General features: G+C 69.7%; 13 protein-coding genes and 2 tRNA genes. 6 read left to right on the top strand and 9 right to left on the bottom strand.

Going from position 1 to position 16,685, the window contains the following annotated elements:
• Positions 1 to 80: 80 nt before the first annotated feature.
• The 7 genes from AC0NZN_RS10240 to serS form a co-directional block, all read right to left on the bottom strand.
• Entirely contained in the window at positions 81 to 2,915 is a 2,835-nt protein-coding gene (locus tag AC0NZN_RS10240; protein ID WP_474592194.1) for an alpha-L-rhamnosidase, read from the bottom strand.
• 5 nt (positions 2,916 to 2,920) lie between these two features.
• Positions 2,921 to 3,709, bottom strand: coding sequence for a TIM barrel protein (locus AC0NZN_RS10235; protein ID WP_474592193.1), 789 nt, complete (start codon positions 3,707 to 3,709; stop codon positions 2,921 to 2,923).
• Between the two features lie 421 nt (positions 3,710 to 4,130).
• A tRNA-Ser gene (locus tag AC0NZN_RS10230) sits at positions 4,131 to 4,222 on the bottom strand.
• A gap of 110 nt (positions 4,223 to 4,332) precedes the next feature.
• Entirely contained in the window at positions 4,333 to 5,628 is a 1,296-nt protein-coding gene (locus tag AC0NZN_RS10225) for an LCP family protein (RefSeq protein WP_474592192.1), read from the bottom strand.
• Positions 5,629 to 5,661: 33 nt separating this feature from the next.
• Positions 5,662 to 5,746: transfer RNA gene (locus tag AC0NZN_RS10220), tRNA-Ser, on the bottom strand.
• Between the two features lie 104 nt (positions 5,747 to 5,850).
• Positions 5,851 to 6,684, bottom strand: coding sequence for an HAD family hydrolase (locus tag AC0NZN_RS10215; RefSeq protein ID WP_474592191.1), 834 nt, complete (start codon positions 6,682 to 6,684; stop codon positions 5,851 to 5,853).
• Positions 6,681 to 7,949, bottom strand: a complete 1,269-nt coding sequence (gene serS / locus AC0NZN_RS10210) for a serine--tRNA ligase (protein ID WP_474592190.1) — start codon at positions 7,947 to 7,949, stop codon at positions 6,681 to 6,683. The genes AC0NZN_RS10215 and serS overlap by 4 nt, the downstream gene beginning before the upstream one ends.
• 52 nt (positions 7,950 to 8,001) lie before the next feature.
• On the opposite strand from serS, the gene AC0NZN_RS10205 reads away from it, so the two are divergent.
• Positions 8,002 to 8,976, top strand: coding sequence for a diacylglycerol/lipid kinase family protein (locus AC0NZN_RS10205; protein WP_474592189.1), 975 nt, complete (start codon positions 8,002 to 8,004; stop codon positions 8,974 to 8,976).
• Positions 8,977 to 9,023: 47 nt separating this feature from the next.
• On the top strand, positions 9,024 to 10,052 hold the full coding sequence (locus AC0NZN_RS10200) for an LLM class flavin-dependent oxidoreductase (protein WP_474592188.1): 1,029 nt from the start codon (positions 9,024 to 9,026) through the stop codon (positions 10,050 to 10,052).
• On the opposite strand, the gene AC0NZN_RS10195 is transcribed toward AC0NZN_RS10200, so the two are convergent.
• Positions 10,053 to 10,718: an NUDIX hydrolase family protein gene (locus tag AC0NZN_RS10195; protein ID WP_474592187.1), complete on the bottom strand. Its 666-nt coding sequence runs from the start codon at positions 10,716 to 10,718 to the stop codon at positions 10,053 to 10,055. It abuts the gene before it with no gap.
• A 76-nt stretch (positions 10,719 to 10,794) separates the two neighbouring features.
• Between AC0NZN_RS10195 and AC0NZN_RS10190 the strand changes: the two genes are divergently transcribed.
• Positions 10,795 to 11,463 carry an alpha/beta hydrolase gene (locus tag AC0NZN_RS10190; protein ID WP_474592186.1) on the top strand — a complete coding sequence of 223 codons (669 nt, stop codon included), beginning with the start codon at positions 10,795 to 10,797 and terminating at the stop codon, positions 11,461 to 11,463.
• 213 nt (positions 11,464 to 11,676) lie between these two features.
• Positions 11,677 to 13,230, top strand: coding sequence for an ABC-F family ATP-binding cassette domain-containing protein (locus AC0NZN_RS10185; RefSeq protein ID WP_474592185.1), 1,554 nt, complete (start codon positions 11,677 to 11,679; stop codon positions 13,228 to 13,230).
• Here the strand turns inward: AC0NZN_RS10185 and AC0NZN_RS10180 are convergent.
• The gene (locus AC0NZN_RS10180) at positions 13,217 to 13,828 is read right to left on the bottom strand and encodes a TetR/AcrR family transcriptional regulator (RefSeq protein WP_474592184.1); all 612 of its coding nucleotides are present in this window, start codon (positions 13,826 to 13,828) and stop codon (positions 13,217 to 13,219) included. The genes AC0NZN_RS10185 and AC0NZN_RS10180 overlap by 14 nt on opposite strands.
• Before the next feature lie 74 nt (positions 13,829 to 13,902).
• On the opposite strand from AC0NZN_RS10180, the gene AC0NZN_RS10175 reads away from it, so the two are divergent.
• Together AC0NZN_RS10175 and AC0NZN_RS10170 are read left to right on the top strand one after the other, a co-directional pair.
• On the top strand, positions 13,903 to 14,940 hold the full coding sequence (locus AC0NZN_RS10175) for an agmatine deiminase family protein (protein WP_474592183.1): 1,038 nt from the start codon (positions 13,903 to 13,905) through the stop codon (positions 14,938 to 14,940).
• Between the two features lies 1 nt (position 14,941).
• Positions 14,942 to 16,657: an amidase gene (locus tag AC0NZN_RS10170; protein ID WP_474592182.1), complete on the top strand. Its 1,716-nt coding sequence runs from the start codon at positions 14,942 to 14,944 to the stop codon at positions 16,655 to 16,657.
• The last annotated feature ends 28 nt before the right edge of the window (positions 16,658 to 16,685 follow it).

The following is a 16,685-nucleotide window of genomic DNA, read 5'->3' as shown; positions in this document are numbered from 1 at the left end:
CTTCTGCGATGCGATCCGTTGAGCTGCGCTTCCCGCGGTTTCGTTGAGTTCATGCGGATTCGTGAGGTGAGCCATCGTCGTCATCGCGACGACGCAGAACGCGGTAGACGGAAGGACACCGCGGTCCAGCCGGAACCGACCGGTATCACGGGTGATGCGTGCCGTGTGAGGTCGGCTCCCTGGACCGCGAACTCGTGTGCGTCGTCCGGGAGGACGACTGTCGAGGTCGTGTTGGCCGGCACGTGGACCGTCAGGCGGAACTCACCGGCGTCGGTCTCGGTCCACGCCGAGGAGAGGTCGCCGTACGGCGTGCGGATGAGTCCGCTCACCCAGCCGAGCCCGCTGCGGAAATCGGGCTCGATGCGCGACTCCCGGAATCCCTCCCCCACGAGCTGGATGCCCGCCAGCCGACGATGCATCCAGTCATCGACGCAGCCGAACGCGTAATGGTTGAAGGACAGATCGGTGACAGTGCCGTCCGAGCGGATGGCTTCCCAGCCCTCCCAGATGGTGGTCGCACCCATCTCGACCTCGTAGAGCCATGAGGGCGCGGTGTCTTGGAAGAGCAGCGTGCGCGCGAGCTCACGCTCACCGTTGCTCCAGAGCACATCCAGCAGATAAGGCACCGAGAGGAAACCGGTGTCCAGGTGGTCTCCGGCGTCGTGGATGAGGCGGACGAGGTTCGCGACCACCCGGGGGCGGAGGTCATCCGCCACAGCATCGAAGGCGAGCGCAAGCACGTAGGGTCCCTGGAGGCCCCCCGGGATGCGCCCATCCAGGCCGATGTACTCGGCGGCGAACGCAGTACGAACCACGTCCGCCCGCTTCGCGAACCGGGTCTGGTCATCGGTGTGCCCAAGGATGCCGGCGATTTCGGAGACCAGGCCGAGTGTGTACGCGTGGAAGAGAGAGCCGACGACTTCACCCGTGCGGCGCGGTGCGATGATCTGAGCGCCCCCGGGCCCGCGCAGGGTGCTCGGGGCGAGCCAGTCGCCGAAGTTCGGTTCGTTGTTCCACAGGAGCGCCTGCCGGGCCCGTTCGTCCGCGGTGAGCGTGTGGCCGGCGAGCCGCGGCGGTGTTCCGCTCTCGGCACTGCGGATCTGGTACTCGACCCATTTCCGCATCGCGTCGTAGTTGTCCGCGAGCACCCGTGTGTCGCCGTAGTGGCGGTAAAGGACATAGGGGGCTACCGCGATGACATCTCCCCATCCGGCCGACGATGTCAGGAGCAGGATGTCGTCGTCGTAGCTCGGAGGCGGCCCGTCCGCGAGGAATCGCAGCGCTGGCGGATCGGGCGTGATGTTGACGATTCGGCCGTCGTCCAGCTGCTCGGAGCGGACGTTCGCGAGCCAGCGGGTCAAGAACGGCCCGACGGACATGTTGGTCGCGGCCGTCGCGGCGAAGACCTGCAGGTCGCCCGTCCAGCCATACCGTTCGCGCTGCGGGCAATCGGTCGGGATGGAGAGGAAGTTCGCGCGTTGGCTCCAGAGCACGTTCTGATGCAGCCGGTTCAGCCGCGCATCGGAGCACTCGAAACTGCTGGTGATCGGGAGGTCCGACGCGGTGACGACGGCGGTGAAGTCTCCGACATCCACGTCGTCCGGGAATCCGGTGATGCGGACGTAGCGGAAGCCGTGGAATGTGAAGGTCGGCTCCCAGGACTCGCCGCCCGGTGTGCCGGCGAGTGTGTAGACGTCGGTCTGGTCCTTGTTGGGACCGAGGATGTTGTGGAAGTAGTTCCCGTCGGCGTCGAGGACCTCGGTGTGTTCGAGTCGCACGGTGTCGCCCCGTGCGCCGCCCTCGACGCGGAACCGGACGCGACCGGCGATGACCTGGCCGAAGTCGACGACCCGGTCGCCTGCCGGCGTGCGCGTGAGTGACCTCGCCGGGAGTTCGAGGACGGATCGAATCGGCTCACCGACGAACGGGACCAGCCGCTGTTCGACCGCGACCTCCTCGACCGGCTCCCACGCGGCATCGTCGAAGCCGGCGGTGCTCCAGCCATCCCAGTCGACCCGAGCATCGTGCCGCTCGCCGACTGCGAGGTCGGCGTACCGGATGGGTCCCGCGGTCGAGGAGACCGCCGACGCATCGGATGTGAAGACGCGTTCGCTGCCGTCGGCGAACTGCGCGCGCAGCTGCCAGGTCAACTGGAGGTGATCGCCGTAGGGTGCGCTCGAGCCGAGGATGCCCGCTCGGCCGGCGAACCACCCGTCGGAGAGGATCGCGCCGATGACGTTTGTTCCGGCGGAGAGGTGCTCGGTGACGTCGTAGGTCTGGAAGGAGAGCTGGTGGTCGTACGCCTCGTTCCCGGGGGCGAAGAGCTGGTCACCGACTCGTCGACCATTGATCTCGGCCTGATATATGCCGTGCGCCGTGATGTGAAGCCGCGCTCGGAGGGGCGGTTGGTCGAGGTCGATCTGCTGTCGGACGTACGGGGTGGGCAGGAGCCGTTCCTCTGGCGGCGAGGCGATTCGCAGATGGAACAACTCGCCGAAGTTGGCGGCGCCGTCCGGGCGAACAGCCTCCTGAACGGGCTGGATCCAGTTCGCCGTCCAGTCGGCGTCGGTCAGCAAGCTCGTCTCGAAGGTCGACTCCGCCCACTCCGTGGGCGTCTCGTCCGAGCCGATCCACACGCGAACGCGCCAGCTGTAAGGCGTGGCGGAGCGGGCGGTGAAACCGGACATGGCGACCAGGACGGATGCTGAGGCCGCGACCCGACCGCTGCGCCATTGGTGCCCGCCGCCGTGGATCTCGATCTCATAGGCGCTCTGCAGCACGTCGCGCATGCCCGCCGCATCGATCTCCCAGGAGAAGCGGGGATGGCTTGTCCACAGCCCGAGAGGCTCGATCAGCTGCTCGACGCGCAGGCGTTGCACGGAAGGCGCGACGATGCGGTTCGTGCTCGTGATCACCATTTTCAGCCAACCGTCACGAGCCGCTGGATGTATGACACGGCCTCGGCCGAGGGCTTCCGCGGCGTGAACTCGAGGCCGATCGGCCCTTGGTATCCGGATCGCTCGATGGCGGCCAGGGTCGCCGGCCAGTCGACGCTGCCTGTCCCCGGCTCCCCGCGACCCGGTACGTCGCCGATCTCGACATACCGGATGACGTCCATCGCCTGAGCCAGCTCGCGCTCGACATCCTCCCCCTCGACGATGGAGTGGTAGAGGTCGTACATGACGCCGAAGTACCGAGAGTCGACCTGCCGCGAGATGTACGCGGCATCCTGGGTGCGATCCACGAGCTGGCCAGGGTGGTCGATGCGGATATTGACCGGTTCGAGGATCAGGGTCACACCCGACCCCTCGATCTGCGCGACCGCCTTCTGAAAGATCACCGCGAGCTCATCGAGCTGCGTCTGTCGCGAGCTCCCAGCAGAGCCCGTGCCGCCGTTGACCATGATGCGCGGGCACCCCAGCTCCGCGGCGACGGCTACCCCTTCGTCGAGCCCGCGATAGAACGAGCTGTGGTCCCGCGGCGGGATGAGGAACTGCGTGCGCGGCTCGATCAGCTGCGCAGTCAATTCGAGACCAGTCTCGGCCAGCGCGGCCTTCAGAGCCGGGATGTCCTTCGCCGACGACAGCCCGTCGTTGCCCGTCGGACCCCACATCTCGACCGCCGCGAATCCGCACGCGGCCGCCGCGCGAACGCGCTCGGCGTAGTCCCCCGCCTCGGTGAAGATGAGCTCGATATTCGGTGACAGCACGTATATGAGGGCGGGATCCCGTCGGTGAAAGGTTTCACATCGCAAGCGATCTCTTCACGAGTTCTTCGATTGGTCGATGACTGCGCTCGGATGGGCCGCGACATGCCGGGCAGGTCACACGTTATGTCTTATTCAGACCGAAGTCTACAGAGAATCGATACAAGCAATATCGCGCATTCGCGGGACGGAGCTCGGGAGGCTTCGACCAGAGTGGGCTGGGTACCGAGGGATTAGGCGCCCCCGGGGCCCGACGGTTCGCGAGCACTCTGCTTGCAGAGCGCCAACCGGCGACTATGCACTGCGCAAGATCCCCGAAGCGTGACGCAAGAAGTCGCCAACCATGTGGAGCGCACAAGACTCGTCGATTGGCGCGATTCTTTCCCACGGGGACTTGAGAAAGAATGCTGACCAGGGTTTTATGTGGCGGAGACGGAGGGATTTGAACCCTCGGTCCCCTTACGGGGACTCCACCTTAGCAGGGTGGTGCACTAGGCCTGACTATGCGACGTCTCCTCGCCCGCCGAAGCGGACATGCGCCCACCAGAGCAGGCGCGGCACCCGCGAGCGGGCACGTCCGTCAATAGTACCTGGTCGATCCGGCGCCTGCGAACGCAGGCGGCGGCTCAGCCGTTGCCGTTGTAGACCTGAGCCTTCGAGCAAGTCTGCTGGGCGGCGGTGGTGCCCGTGACAGTCGACGGCAGCGTGGCGGAGTCGGTCGCCGTCGGCGTCGGCGTGGCACCCGTCGTCGCACCGGTGGTCGGCGCGGTCGTCGTGGGCGCGGCCGAGGTCGTCGGCGCGGGAGTCTGCTGAACCGTGCCCACGCCGCTGCTGCCGGTCAGTTGCAGCTGCTTGTTCTGGCTGAGTGCGGTCAGGAGCGCAGTCGCGGCTGTCTTGTTCGGGACGACGCGGTTCGGGTTGGCCGGGTCGTACCCGGTGGGGTACTGCACGAACACGAACTGGTCGAACGGCACGCTCTTGGCGGCGAGCGCGATCTGCACCAGCGTCACCGGGTTGGCGAGGCTCTCGCTGGGCTTGACGTTCTGGACCGTCGTCGAGGCTAGCTTGTAGAGGGTCGCCGGGTTGGAGAGGACACCCTGGCTCATGATCTTCTGCACGAGCCGCGACATGTACTGCTGCTGGTTCGAGATGCGGCCGAGGTCGCTGCCGTCGCCGACGCCATGGCGAGTGCGCAGGAACTGCAGCGCCTGCAGGCCCTGGATCGTGTGCGTGCCGGCTGTCAGGTCGAGGCCCGTCAGCCGGTCCTTCAGGTGGCCCGAGACGCAGACGTCGACGCCGCCGATGGCGTTCGTGATCTGGATGACGCCGCCCCACGTGATCTTCGCCGCGAACGGGATCTGGATGCCGGTGAGCTGGGTGATCGTCTTCGCCACGCACGAGAGGCCGCCGATGTCGTACGTCGAGTTGAGCATGAGCTTGCTCGCGGCCGACGATGTCGAGCCGTTCGGCCTCGTGCACGACGGGATGGGCAGCATCATGTCGCGCGGGAAGGAGATGACTGTCACGCGCCGGGGGTTGCTCGAGATGTGGAGCAGCATGTTGACGTCGTTGTTCTCGCTCGACGCATCCGCCCCCTTGCACCGGTTGCCGAACAGCGCATCGTATGCGGGTTCGCACTGGTCGGTGCCGACGAGCAGGAGGTTGACGTCGCCCTGGAACGCACCGATACCGGGGGGCTGGGCCGCAGGCGCGTCACCGTCGAGTTTGACGGCCTGGCCGGCGAACGAGGACGTGAGGTCGGTCACCGCATAGGCGGCGACGCCGGCCCCCGAGACCAGCACGACGGCGATCGCGATCGCCAGTCCCTTCAGCAGCTGGGCGAAGGGATTGGGGCTCTTGAGCTGGCCGTGGCGGGCAAGCGGGCGGCGCGCGACTCTGCCGGGCTTGGTCGTCTGGCTCACTCGAGTCCTCTCAGGCTTCGCCTCGCGCTCGTGCGGAGGGTGTGGGATTCGAACCCACGGGACATTTCTGCCCACTGGTTTTCAAGACCAGGTCCATCGGCCGCTCGGACAACCCTCCCGACGACGTGCGCAGGGCGCGCATCCGTCGATCCGGCGTCGAGTCTAGCCGACGCGATTCTCCCCATTTTCCCGGGTCCGCCTGAGCAGGCCCTGAGTGGGAGGTCAGAGCCCGCGCAGGACCTCGGCGGTGCCGCCCTCGTGCACGGACGCGGTGACCTCGGACGCGGCATCGCGCACTTCGTCGGGCGCCTGCGCCATGGCGACGGCGCGCCCGCCGTGCTGACGCGCCCAGGCGAACATGCCGAGGTCGTTGCGCCCGTCGCCGACGACGACGACCCGGGAGCCGGCGACCCCCAGCTCGGTTCGGACGATCTCGAGGGCCGTGCTCTTGTCGACGCCGAGCGGGGCGATGTCGAGCCACGCGGTCCAGCCGATGGCGTACGAGACGTGGTGCAGGCCGATGCGCTCGACGAGCTCCATGAAGTCCTCATCGCTCTGACCGGGCGAGACCACGACGACGCGGCACACCTGCTGGGCGGAGAGCTCCGCGAACGGCACCTGCGTGGCATCCCGCAGATTCCAATGCTCGAGCTGCTCGGTGTACAGGCGATGCCCGTCGGGGAGCTCCACCATGTAGTGGGCGTCGGGCAGATAGCGCACGAGCAGCGTCAGGACTTCGGATGCGTCGAATGTCTCGGTGTGGAACCGCTCGTACTCGTCGCCGGCGCGGCGCAGCACGACGGCGCCGTTCGAGCAGACGACGAACTCCGGCGTCATGCCGAGTTCGCGCAGCACCCACTCCGTGCCCGCCCAGCTGCGCCCGGTCGCGAGCATGACCTCGTTGCCCGCGGCCGCGGCGTGCGCGATGGCGTCGACGATTCCGGGGCTCAGGGTCTCGTCCTCGAGCAGGAGGGTGCCGTCGACGTCGAGCGCGACGAGGCGGGCCACGGCGTCTCGAGCAGAGGACGCGTGCACGTCGGCGGCCGTGTCGGTCACGCGATCGGCTCCATGACCTCGAGGCCCCCGAGATAGGGCCGCAGCACCTCGGGCACGACGACGGAGCCGTCCTCGCGCTGGTGGGTCTCGAGCAGTGCGACGATCCAGCGGGTGGTCGCCAGTGTGCCGTTGAGGGTGGCGACGGGCTGCGTCCGGCCGCCCTCCTCCGGCCGGTGGCGGATGTCGAGGCGCCGCGCCTGATAGGTCGTGCAGTTCGAGGTGCTGGTGAGCTCCCGATACGCGTTCTGCGTCGGCACCCACGCCTCGACGTCGTACTTGCGCGCGGCGCTCGATCCGAGATCGCCGGCGGCGACGTCGATCACGCGGTAGCTGAGACCGAGGTCCTGCAGCATCGCCTCCTGCATCGCGACGAGGCGCAGGTGCTCGGCCTCGGCATCCTCCGCGGTCGTGTAGACGAACATCTCGAGCTTGTTGAACTGGTGCACGCGGATGATGCCGCGGGTGTCCTTGCCGTACGAGCCCGCCTCGCTGCGGTAGCACGTCGACCAGCCGGCGTACCGCTTCGGCCCGCGCGCGAGGTCGATGATCTCGCCCATGTGATAGCCGGCGAGGGGAACCTCGCTCGTCCCGACGAGGTAGAGATCCTCCTTCTCGAGGCGGTACACCTCGTCGGAGTGCTGCCCCAGGAATCCCGTTCCCCGCATGACCTCGGGCCGCACGAGGGTGGGCGGGATCATGGGGATGAACCCGGCATCCAGCGCGCGCTGCAACGCGAGCGACATGAGCGCGTACTCGAGCCGTGCGCCGATGCCCGTCAGGAAGTAGAAGCGGCTGCCCGACACCTTCGTGCCGCGCTCCATGTCGATCGCTCCGAGCCGCTCGCCGATCTCGAGGTGGTCCAGCGGATCGAAGGCGAAGGATGCCGGTTCCCCGTGCGTGCGCAGCGTGACGAAGTCCGCCTCTCCGCCGGCCGGGACGTCGTCGATCACGATGTTCTCGATGCGGGCGAACGCCTCATCGGCCGCCTCCTCGGCGGCGGTGACGGCGTGCTGGGCCTTCTTGACCTGCTCGCTCAGTTCCTTCGCCTCGACGACGAGCGAGGGCTTCTCGTCCTTGGAGGCCCGGGCGACCCGCTTTCCGTGGACGTTCTGCGCGGCACGCAGCTCCTCGAAGGCGGTGATCGCAGCTCGACGGGCCCTGTCGGCCGCGACCGCGACATCCACCGTCTCCGGCGACTCTCCCCGCTTCTCCTGCGAGCGCTTGACCAGCTCGGGATTGTCGCGGAGAAGCACGGGGTCGATCATTGGTCAAGTCTCGCACAGCGTTTCCGCGCAGCCGGGGCATTATCCTGCCCCCATGGGCGACGACTCGGAGCGACACAAGCGCGCCGCCCTCATCTACAACCCCATCAAGGTCGACAAGCGGATGCTGCGCGCCAGCGTCGTCCACTGGTCGAAGCGGTCGGGATGGATGCTTCCTCTCTTCTTCGAGACCACCGTCGAGGATCTGGGCGACGGCGTGACCGCGCGAGCACTCGAGGAGCAGGTCGACGTGGTGCTCGTCGCGGGCGGCGACGGAACCGTGCGCGCCGTCGCGGGCGCCATGGCCAGGACCGGCGTGCCGCTCGCCATCGTCCCGAGCGGCACGGGCAATCTCTTCGCGCGGAACCTCCGGCTGCCCCTCGACGACCCGGAGATCATGGTCGCCGCCGCCTTCGGCGACAAGGTGACGCGAACGGACGTCGGCCTGGCCCGCATCACACGCGACGGCGGAGACATCGAGGAGCACGCGTTCGTGGTCATGGCAGGCATCGGCCTCGACGCCGCGATGATCGCCAACACGCGCCCGCAGCTGAAGAAGCACGTCGGCTGGATGGCGTACGTCGACGGCGCCGCCCGCGCCCTGCCCGGCGCCAAACCGTTCCGCGTCATCTACTCGCTCGACGAATCGCGCCTGCACACGACCCGCGTGCAGAGCGTGCTGTTCGCGAACTGCGGCCAGCTGCCGGGCGGCATCGCGCTGATCCCGGATGCGGCGGTCGACGACGGCCTGCTCGATGTCATGGTCATCCAGCCGACCGGATGGTTCGGATGGCTCGGCGTGTGGCGCAAGGTGTGGTGGGACAACAGCGTGCTGCTGCGCTCGCGCGCAGGTCGCCGGGTGCTCGAGCGCCGCGGCCGTGACACGTCGATCCACTATCTGCGCGGAGAGTCCGTGGAGGTCGCGACGACTCCCCCGCGGCCGATCGAACTCGACGGCGACGAGTTCGGCGATGGGCAGAGCATCGTCTGCTCGGTGCAGCCCGGCGCCCTGCTCACGATCATCCCTTAGCGGCTCCGCCGGGAATGCGAGCGGATGCCGAGGGGTTGCCGCTGAGGATGATCGCGCTCTCCGTCCTCGACCTGATCCCCGTCCGCACCGGCCAGACGAGCGCGCAGGCGGTCGCCGCCTCCCTCGGTCTCGCATCGCGCGCCGACGACCTCGGCTATCGGCGCTACTGGTTCGCCGAGCACCACAACATGCCCTCGGTGGCGTCCACCACCCCGCCGGTGCTCATCGCGGCCGCCGCCGCGCGCACCTCCCGGATCCGCGTCGGCTCGGGCGGCGTCATGCTGCCGAACCACGCGCCGCTCGTCGTCGCGGAGCAGTTCGCGGCACTCGAGGCGATCGCCCCCGGACGCATCGACCTCGGAATCGGCCGCGCCCCCGGCAGCGATCCGGTCATCACGCAGCTGCTGCGCCAGCAGGGGACGACGAGCGACGTCGAGCGCTTCGCCGAGCACGTGCGCGACATTGCATCCCTCGTCGCGCCGGGCGGCGCGACGCTGCGATTCACGTCGGGCGGCGAGTACTCGGTGCACGCGACGCCGGCAGCGGCGGGCACGCCGGAGATCTGGCTGCTCGGCTCGAGCGACTACTCCGCTCAGCTGGCGGCATCCTTCGGTCTGCCCTACGTGTTCGCGAACCACTTCTCCGGTGACGGCCTGGAGCGGGCGCTCGAGCTGTACCGGACGCAGTACCACCCTTCCGAGGGGCACCCCGAGCCGCGCACCTTCCTCACCGCGAACGCCGTCGCGGCGCCGACCGCCGACGAGGCGGAAGCACGTGCGCTCCCTCAGCTGCGCGCCATGGGCCGCCTGCGCTCGGGTCGCCCCGCGACCCCGCTCGAGACGGTGGAACAGGCGCAGGCGGCGGAGCCGGATCCGGCCGTCGACGATCTCGTGACCCGCATGCGTCCGCGGTGGTTCGTCGGCACCGGTCCGGAGGTGCGCACGCAGCTCACGGCGCTTGCGACGCAGCACGGCATCGACGAGGTCATGATCTCGCCGATCGCGGGCGCGTTCGAGGGAGAGCCACTGGAGTCCGCGCCCGGCCGCATCCAGACCCTGGAGCAGCTGGCCGGCTGATCAGCGCAGCGCGCCGACGCTCGCGAGCGCCATCCGGACGAGGGTGCCGCGGCCGCCCTCCATCTCGGCGGCGATGGCATCGGATGCCGCCTCCTGCGGCGAGAGCCAGGTGACCTCGAGCGCGTCCTGCCGCGGCTCGCAGGTGCCGGTGACGGGGACGACGAAGGCGAGCGACACGGCGTGCTGACGGTCGTCGTGGTACGCGCTGACGCCCGGGATCGGGAAGTACTCCGCCACGGTGAAGGGGTTCGGCTGCGGCGGCAGCAGCGGGAAGGCCATGGGGCCCAGGTCGTCCTCGAGGTGGCGGAACAGCGCATCCCGCACCGTCTCGCCGTACCGCACGCGCCCCGAGACGATCGTGCGCGTGATCTCGCCGAGCGGCGTCGCCCGCAGCAGCATTCCGACCTCCGTCACGGCGCCCATGCCGTCGGTGCGCACGGGCACGGCCTCGACGTAGATGATCGGCAGTCGCCGGCGCACCTCGGCGAGCTCGAGATCGGTCAGCCAGCCCGGATTCGCGGTCGCGCCGCCGAAGGGCGGATTGGCGTCGAAGGGCGGATTCGCGCCGAACGACCCCGTCCCGCCGAACGGCGGATTCGCGCCGAACCTCCCGGGGGGCTCTTCGCCGCGCTCGTCGGGATCCGGATCTGGGGTGCGGACAGGCATGGTTCCTGTATACCCGTCCCTCCCCGGGCGCGCACTCAGGATGGCTCGTGTCCCCTCTTCGCGCGATGATGGGCGGATGACGCCGTCCGATGCCACGCTGGACCCCGACGTCGTCCGCTGGTCGGCGCCGCCGGCCGAGCGCGAGGGACGCCCCCTCCTGGTGCTGCTGCACGGCTACGGCTCCGACGAGAACGACCTGTTCGGGCTCGTGCCCTTCCTTCCCGACGGGTTCGTCATGGCATCGGTCCGTGCTCCGCTCGCCCCGCCGTGGCCCATGACCGGCAACGCCTGGTACGCGATCGACGCCCTCGACGCGGAGGAGGGTGTAACGCTCGCGGCATCCGCGGTCATCGAGTGGCTGGATGCGACGGCGCTGGACGAGAGCGCGGATGCGCCGCCCGTCGGCCTGCTCGGCTTCTCCCAGGGCGGCGCGGTGTCGCTGCAGGCGCTGCGCCTGCAGCCGGAGCGCTTCGCGTTCGCCGTGAACCTCAGCGGCTACGTCTCACCGGGCGAGCTGCCGCGGGATGCCGAGCTCGCCGCGCGCCGGCCGCCCGTGTTCTGGGGGCGCGGGACGCGGGATGACGTCATCCCCAGCGCCCTCGTCGAGCACACCGTCGACTGGCTGCCCGCCCATGTCGACCTGTCCGGTCGCGTGTATCCGGGCCTCACCCACAGCGTCTCGGAGGAGGAGCTGGGCGATGTCCGGACTTTCCTCGTCCATCGTCTTGACGACCTCTCGCACTGATGCGCTAACGTGGATCGTCCTTGTTCCCCAGGTCAGGAATGAAATGACGGAGATCGTCGCCATCGCGCTGTAAGCGCTGATCGTCGATCGTTCCTTTCGACGCGTCGCGCTCGCAGATTCCATCTCGCGCGGCCGTCGATCTCCTCCCCCGGTGTCCTTCCGGGCGCTTCGAGGTTCCTCGGTGTCGCGCATCCGACATCTCGAGGAGACCTCATGCCCACCACACTCTCATCCGTCGTCCTGGACCGCGTCTCGTTCGCGTGGCCCGACGGCACCATCGCCCTCGACGGCGTCTCCGGCGCCTTCGGCGCGGGACGAACGGGTCTCGTCGGCCGGAACGGATCCGGCAAGTCCACCCTGCTCCGGCTCATCGCGGGTCTGCTCACGCCCTCGTCGGGCACCGTCTCGGCAGGCGACGTGGCGTACCTTCCGCAGCAGCTCACCCTCGAGGTCGACCGTCCGGTGTCGGCGCTGCTCGGCATCGCGCCGGTGCTCGCGGCCGTGCGCGCGGTCGAGTCCGGCGACGTCGCACAGGAGCACTTCGACACCATCGGCACGGACTGGGACGTCGAGGCGCGGGCCATCGCCGCCCTCGACGAGGCGGGGCTCCCCGGCATGCTGGATCGCCGCGTCGGCGAGCTCTCCGGCGGAGAGGCGGTGCTGGCCGCGGTGGCCGGCATCCGTCTGCGCAACGCATCCGTCACCCTCCTCGACGAGCCGACGAACAACCTCGACCGCGACGCACGCGCGCGCCTGTACGACATGGTCCGCTCGTGGCGGGAGGCGCTGGTCGTGGTGAGCCACGACGTCGCTCTGCTCGACCTGATGGACGACACCGCCGAGCTCTACGGCGGCGAGCTGTCGGTCTTCGGCGGACCGTACTCGGAATGGCGGGCCTGGCTGGATGCCGAGCAGGATGCGGCGCGGCATGCCGAATCCGATGCCCGGAAGGACCTGCGCCGCGAGAAGCGTCAGCGCATCCAGGCGGAGTCCAAGCTCGCCACGCGCGCCCAGATGGGCCGCAAGGCGTTCGAGGAGAAGCGCGTGCCGAAGATCGTCGCCAATGGTCTGCGGTCGTCCGCACAGGTGTCGGCCGGAAAGCTGCGCACCGAGACCCGCGAGAAGGAGGCGGGCGCCCGCGCCGCGCTCGACGCCGCCGAACGGCGGGTGCGCGACGACGACCGCGTGCACATCGACCTGCCCGATCCGGGGGTCCCGGCGGGGAGGCGCATCGCGACGATCGGCACGCACATCATCCGGGGGCCGGAGCGGGTCGCCCTCATCGGTCCGAACGGCGTCGGCAAGACGACGCTGCTCGAGCGGCTCGTCGGAACCGGCGACGGGCTGTCCGTCGAACACGTCGGCTACCTGCCGCAGCGCGTCGACGGCCTGGACGACGCCGCCACGGTGCTGCAGAACGTCGAGACGGCCGCGCCCAGCGTGCCGACGCCGGAGATCCGCAACCGGCTCGCACGCTTCCTCTTGCGCGGCGACACCGTGCACAGGGCGGTCGAGACGCTGTCCGGGGGCGAGCGTTTCCGCGTCGCCCTCGCGCGGCTGCTGCTGGCCGACCCGCCGCCGCAGCTGCTCGTGCTCGACGAGCCGACGAACAACCTCGACCTCGACACGGTCGATCAGCTCGTCGACGCCCTGGCGGCCTATCGCGGAGCAGTGCTCGTGGTGAGCCACGACGACGCGTTCCTCGCACGGCTCGGACTCGACGCGACGCTCGAGCTCGACGCGGAGGGGACCGTCACTCGGCAGTGACCGTGCCCGGCTCCGCGCCCACCAGAACCTCGCTCGCCTGCGCGAGCCGAGCGACGAAGGGCGCGGAGTCGGTTCCCCGGGCGAGCGCGTGGGCCGCCAGGCCGTCGATCATGCCGAGCACCTGCCAGGCCACCGCATCCGGATCGTCCGTGGTGAAAACGCCCTGACGACGTCCGTCGGCGATCATGTCGGAGACGAACGCCTGCCAGGCCGCCATCTGCTCGTCGATCGCCGCCGCCAGGGTGGGATTGCGCCGGGCCTGGGCCCATCCCTCGACCCACACGAGCGTGACGTCGTCACGGCCGTCGCCGAGGATCGTCGCGAACAGTCGCGCGAGCCGCCGGCCCGGCGTTCCCGTCACGACCGCCCGCACCTCGGCGAGCTCCTCGCCCACGATGTCCGCGAAGACGTCGGCGACGAGGGCGTCCATGCTGGGCCGATAGTGCGCGACGAGTGCCGGCGTCACGCCGACGCGCTCGGCCACCGATCGCAGGGTGAGCGCGGTGAGACCCTGCTCGCGGGCGAGCGCCACGGCCGCCTGCTGGATCTCAGCTGCGCGTTCCTCGGGGCTCTTGCGTGTGCGCTGCGGTGTTGACATCGTGAACGCCAGTGTAGGAAACTCTCCTATTGATCGCTAGATCAATAACGGAGCCGAATGCCGAAGGGGGCAGCATGGCCTGGAGGATGCCGCACGAGGGTGCGCCGCACGCCCGCACCTGGATGGCCTTCCCGGCGCAGGGGCAGACACTCGGCGACGACCCGGCAGAGCAGGCGCACTACTACGAAGCCTGGAGCGCCGTCGCCCACGCGATCATCGACTTCGAGCCCGTGACCATGGTCGTCGACCCCAGCGAGATCGCCCGCGCGCGGCGCATGCTGAGCGGCGAGATCGAGATCGTCGAGGCTCCGGTCGACGAGTTCTGGATGCGCGATCACGGCCCGACGTTCGTCGTCGACGACGAGACCGGCGCGCTCGGGGCGGTCGACTGGGTCTTCAACGGCTGGGGCGACCGCGGCTGGTCGGACTTCGAGAAGTCGGCGGAGCACGCGCGCCTCATCTCGGGGATCGTCGGCGCGGAGCTCGTCAGCTCGATGCTCGTCAACGAGGGCGGCGGCATCCATGTCGACGGCGAGGGCACGATCCTGCTCACCGAGACCGTGCAACTCGACAAGCGCCGCAACCCCTACGCCGACAAGGCGCGCGTCGAGGCGGAGTTCGCCCGCACCCTCGGCACGACGAAGGCCATCTGGCTGCCGCGCGGCCTCACGCGCGACTACGACGACTTCGGCACCAACGGGCACGTCGACATCGTCGCGGCCTTCGGCCGGCCGGGCACGGTCATGCTGCACCAGCAGCAGAACCCCGAGCACCCCGACTTCGGGGTCTCGAAGGAGCTCAAGGAGTTCCTCACGGGACAGACGGATGCCGCCGGCCGCACCATCGAGATCATCGATCTGCCGGCCCCCGAGACGATCCGCGACGACGAGGGTTTCGTGGACTACTCCTACGTGAACCACCTCGTCGTCAACGGCGGCGTCATCGCGTGCGGCTTCGGCGACGAGCGGGGGGACGCGCAGGCCCGCGAGATCCTCGAGGCCGCGTACCCCGGCGACCGCCGCGCCGTGACGGTCGACGCCCGGCCGATCTTCGCCGGAGGCGGCGGCATCCACTGCATCACCCAGCAGCAGCCGTCCGTGGCGGGAGCCTGACATGTTCGATGTCGTCGAAGCATCCATCGCCGACCTGCGGTCCGCGCTCGAGTCCGGCGAGGTCACGAGCGTCGAGCTGGTGCGCGCGTATCTCGCCCGCATCGACGCGTACGACCCGCCCGACACCGAGACCGCGCTGAACGCCGTCGTCGTCCGCAACCCGGATGCCCTGGCGGAGGCCGAGGCCTCCGACGCCCGCCGCGCGCGCGGCGCGACGCTCGGGCCGCTCGACGGCATCCCCTACACCGCGAAGGACAGCTACCTCGTCCGCGGGCTCACCGCCGCGGCGGGATCGCCGGCGTTCGCACAGCTCGTCGCACAGCGCGACGCCTTCACGATCGAGCGGCTGCGCGCGGGCGGGGCGATCTGCCTGGGCCTCACGAACATGCCGCCGATGGCCAACGGGGGGATGCAGCGCGGCCTCTACGGCCGCGCCGAGAGCCCGTACAACGCCGAGTGGCTGACGAGCGCCTTCGGCAGCGGCTCGTCGAACGGCTCGGGCACCGCGACGGCGGCGAGCTTCGCGGCCTTCGGCCTCGGCGAGGAGACCTGGTCGAGCGGGCGGGCCCCCGCATCCTGCAACGCGCTCGTCGCGTACTGCCCGAGCCGCGGAGTCATCTCCGTGCGCGGCAACTGGCCGCTCGTCCCGACGCAGGACGTCGTCGTGCCGCATGCGCGCACGATGGCCGATCTCCTCGAGATCCTCGACGTCGTCGTGGCCGACGACGCCCGGACGCGGGGCGACTTCTGGCGCCGGCAGCCGTGGGTCGAGCTGCCCGCCGCATCCGAGGTGCGGCCTGAGTCGTATCGCACCCTCTCCCCCGCCTCGGCGGACGCCGCCCGCGAGCGCCTGCGCGGCAAGCGGTTCGGCGCGCCGCGCATGTACATCAACGCTGATCCGGATGCCGGCACCGGCACCGGCATCGGCGGCCCGACCGGGCAGGCCGTCGAGACGCGGCCCTCCGTCATGGATCTGTGGCAGGCCGCGCGCGCCGACCTCGAGGCCGCGGGCGCCGAGGTCGTCGAGGTCGACTTTCCCGCCGTCACGAACTACGAGGGCGACCGGGCCGGCGCGCCGACCATCGCCACGCGGGGGCTCGTGCCCCCCGACTTCCTGCGCAGCGAGGTCGTGGAGCTGTGCGCGTGGAGCTGGAACGACTTCCTCGACGCGAACGGAGATCCCGCCCTGCACAGCCTGACGCAGGTCGACGGCGCGCAGATCTTCCCCGCTCCGCCCGGCGCCCTCCCCGACCGCTACACCGGGTTCGACGACGACATCAACGAGCTGCCCGACCAGTTCCGCGCGCACCCGATCACCGACCTGACGGCCATTCCGCACCTGGCCGAGGGGTTGCGCGGGCTCGAGGAGACGCGCCGGATCGACCTCGAGAACTGGATGGACGAGCTCGGCCTGGACGCCGTCATCTACCCGGCGATGGCCGACGTCGGTCCCGCCGACATGGACGTGAACCCCGCATCCGCCGATCTCGGCTGGCGCAACGGCGTGTGGGTCGCCAACGGGAACCTCGTGCCGCGGCACCTCGGCATCCCGTCGGTCACCGTGCCGATGGGCACGATGTCCGACATCGGGATGCCGGTCGGCCTCACCATCTCGGGCCGCGCGTACGACGACACGGCGCTGCTGGAGCTGGCCGCGGCGTTCGAGGCGACGGGTTCCCGCCGCACCGAGCCGCCGCGCACACCCCGCTTGGGGTGAGCGCAGACGGGAGTGCTCGCGTGCCGAG

Source organism: Microbacterium sp. sgz311019 (assembly GCF_056135325.1).
The sequence above is the reverse complement of the archived record's forward strand: the minus strand, read 5'-3'. Positions and strand labels throughout refer to the sequence as shown.

Excerpts from the sequence above, each read along its gene's own strand:
- serS (WP_474592190.1), bottom strand. The coding sequence starts at position 7,949 with ATGATCGACCCCGTGCTTCTCCGCGACAATCCCGAGCTGGTCAAGCGC.
- AC0NZN_RS10205 (WP_474592189.1), top strand. The coding sequence starts at position 8,002 with ATGGGCGACGACTCGGAGCGACACAAGCGCGCCGCCCTCATCTACAAC.
- AC0NZN_RS10200 (WP_474592188.1), top strand. The coding sequence starts at position 9,024 with ATGATCGCGCTCTCCGTCCTCGACCTGATCCCCGTCCGCACCGGCCAG.
- AC0NZN_RS10195 (WP_474592187.1), bottom strand. The coding sequence starts at position 10,718 with ATGCCTGTCCGCACCCCAGATCCGGATCCCGACGAGCGCGGCGAAGAG.
- AC0NZN_RS10190 (WP_474592186.1), top strand. The coding sequence starts at position 10,795 with ATGACGCCGTCCGATGCCACGCTGGACCCCGACGTCGTCCGCTGGTCG.
- AC0NZN_RS10185 (WP_474592185.1), top strand. The coding sequence starts at position 11,677 with ATGCCCACCACACTCTCATCCGTCGTCCTGGACCGCGTCTCGTTCGCG.
- AC0NZN_RS10180 (WP_474592184.1), bottom strand. The coding sequence starts at position 13,828 with ATGTCAACACCGCAGCGCACACGCAAGAGCCCCGAGGAACGCGCAGCT.
- AC0NZN_RS10175 (WP_474592183.1), top strand. The coding sequence starts at position 13,903 with ATGGCCTGGAGGATGCCGCACGAGGGTGCGCCGCACGCCCGCACCTGG.
- AC0NZN_RS10170 (WP_474592182.1), top strand. The coding sequence starts at position 14,942 with ATGTTCGATGTCGTCGAAGCATCCATCGCCGACCTGCGGTCCGCGCTC.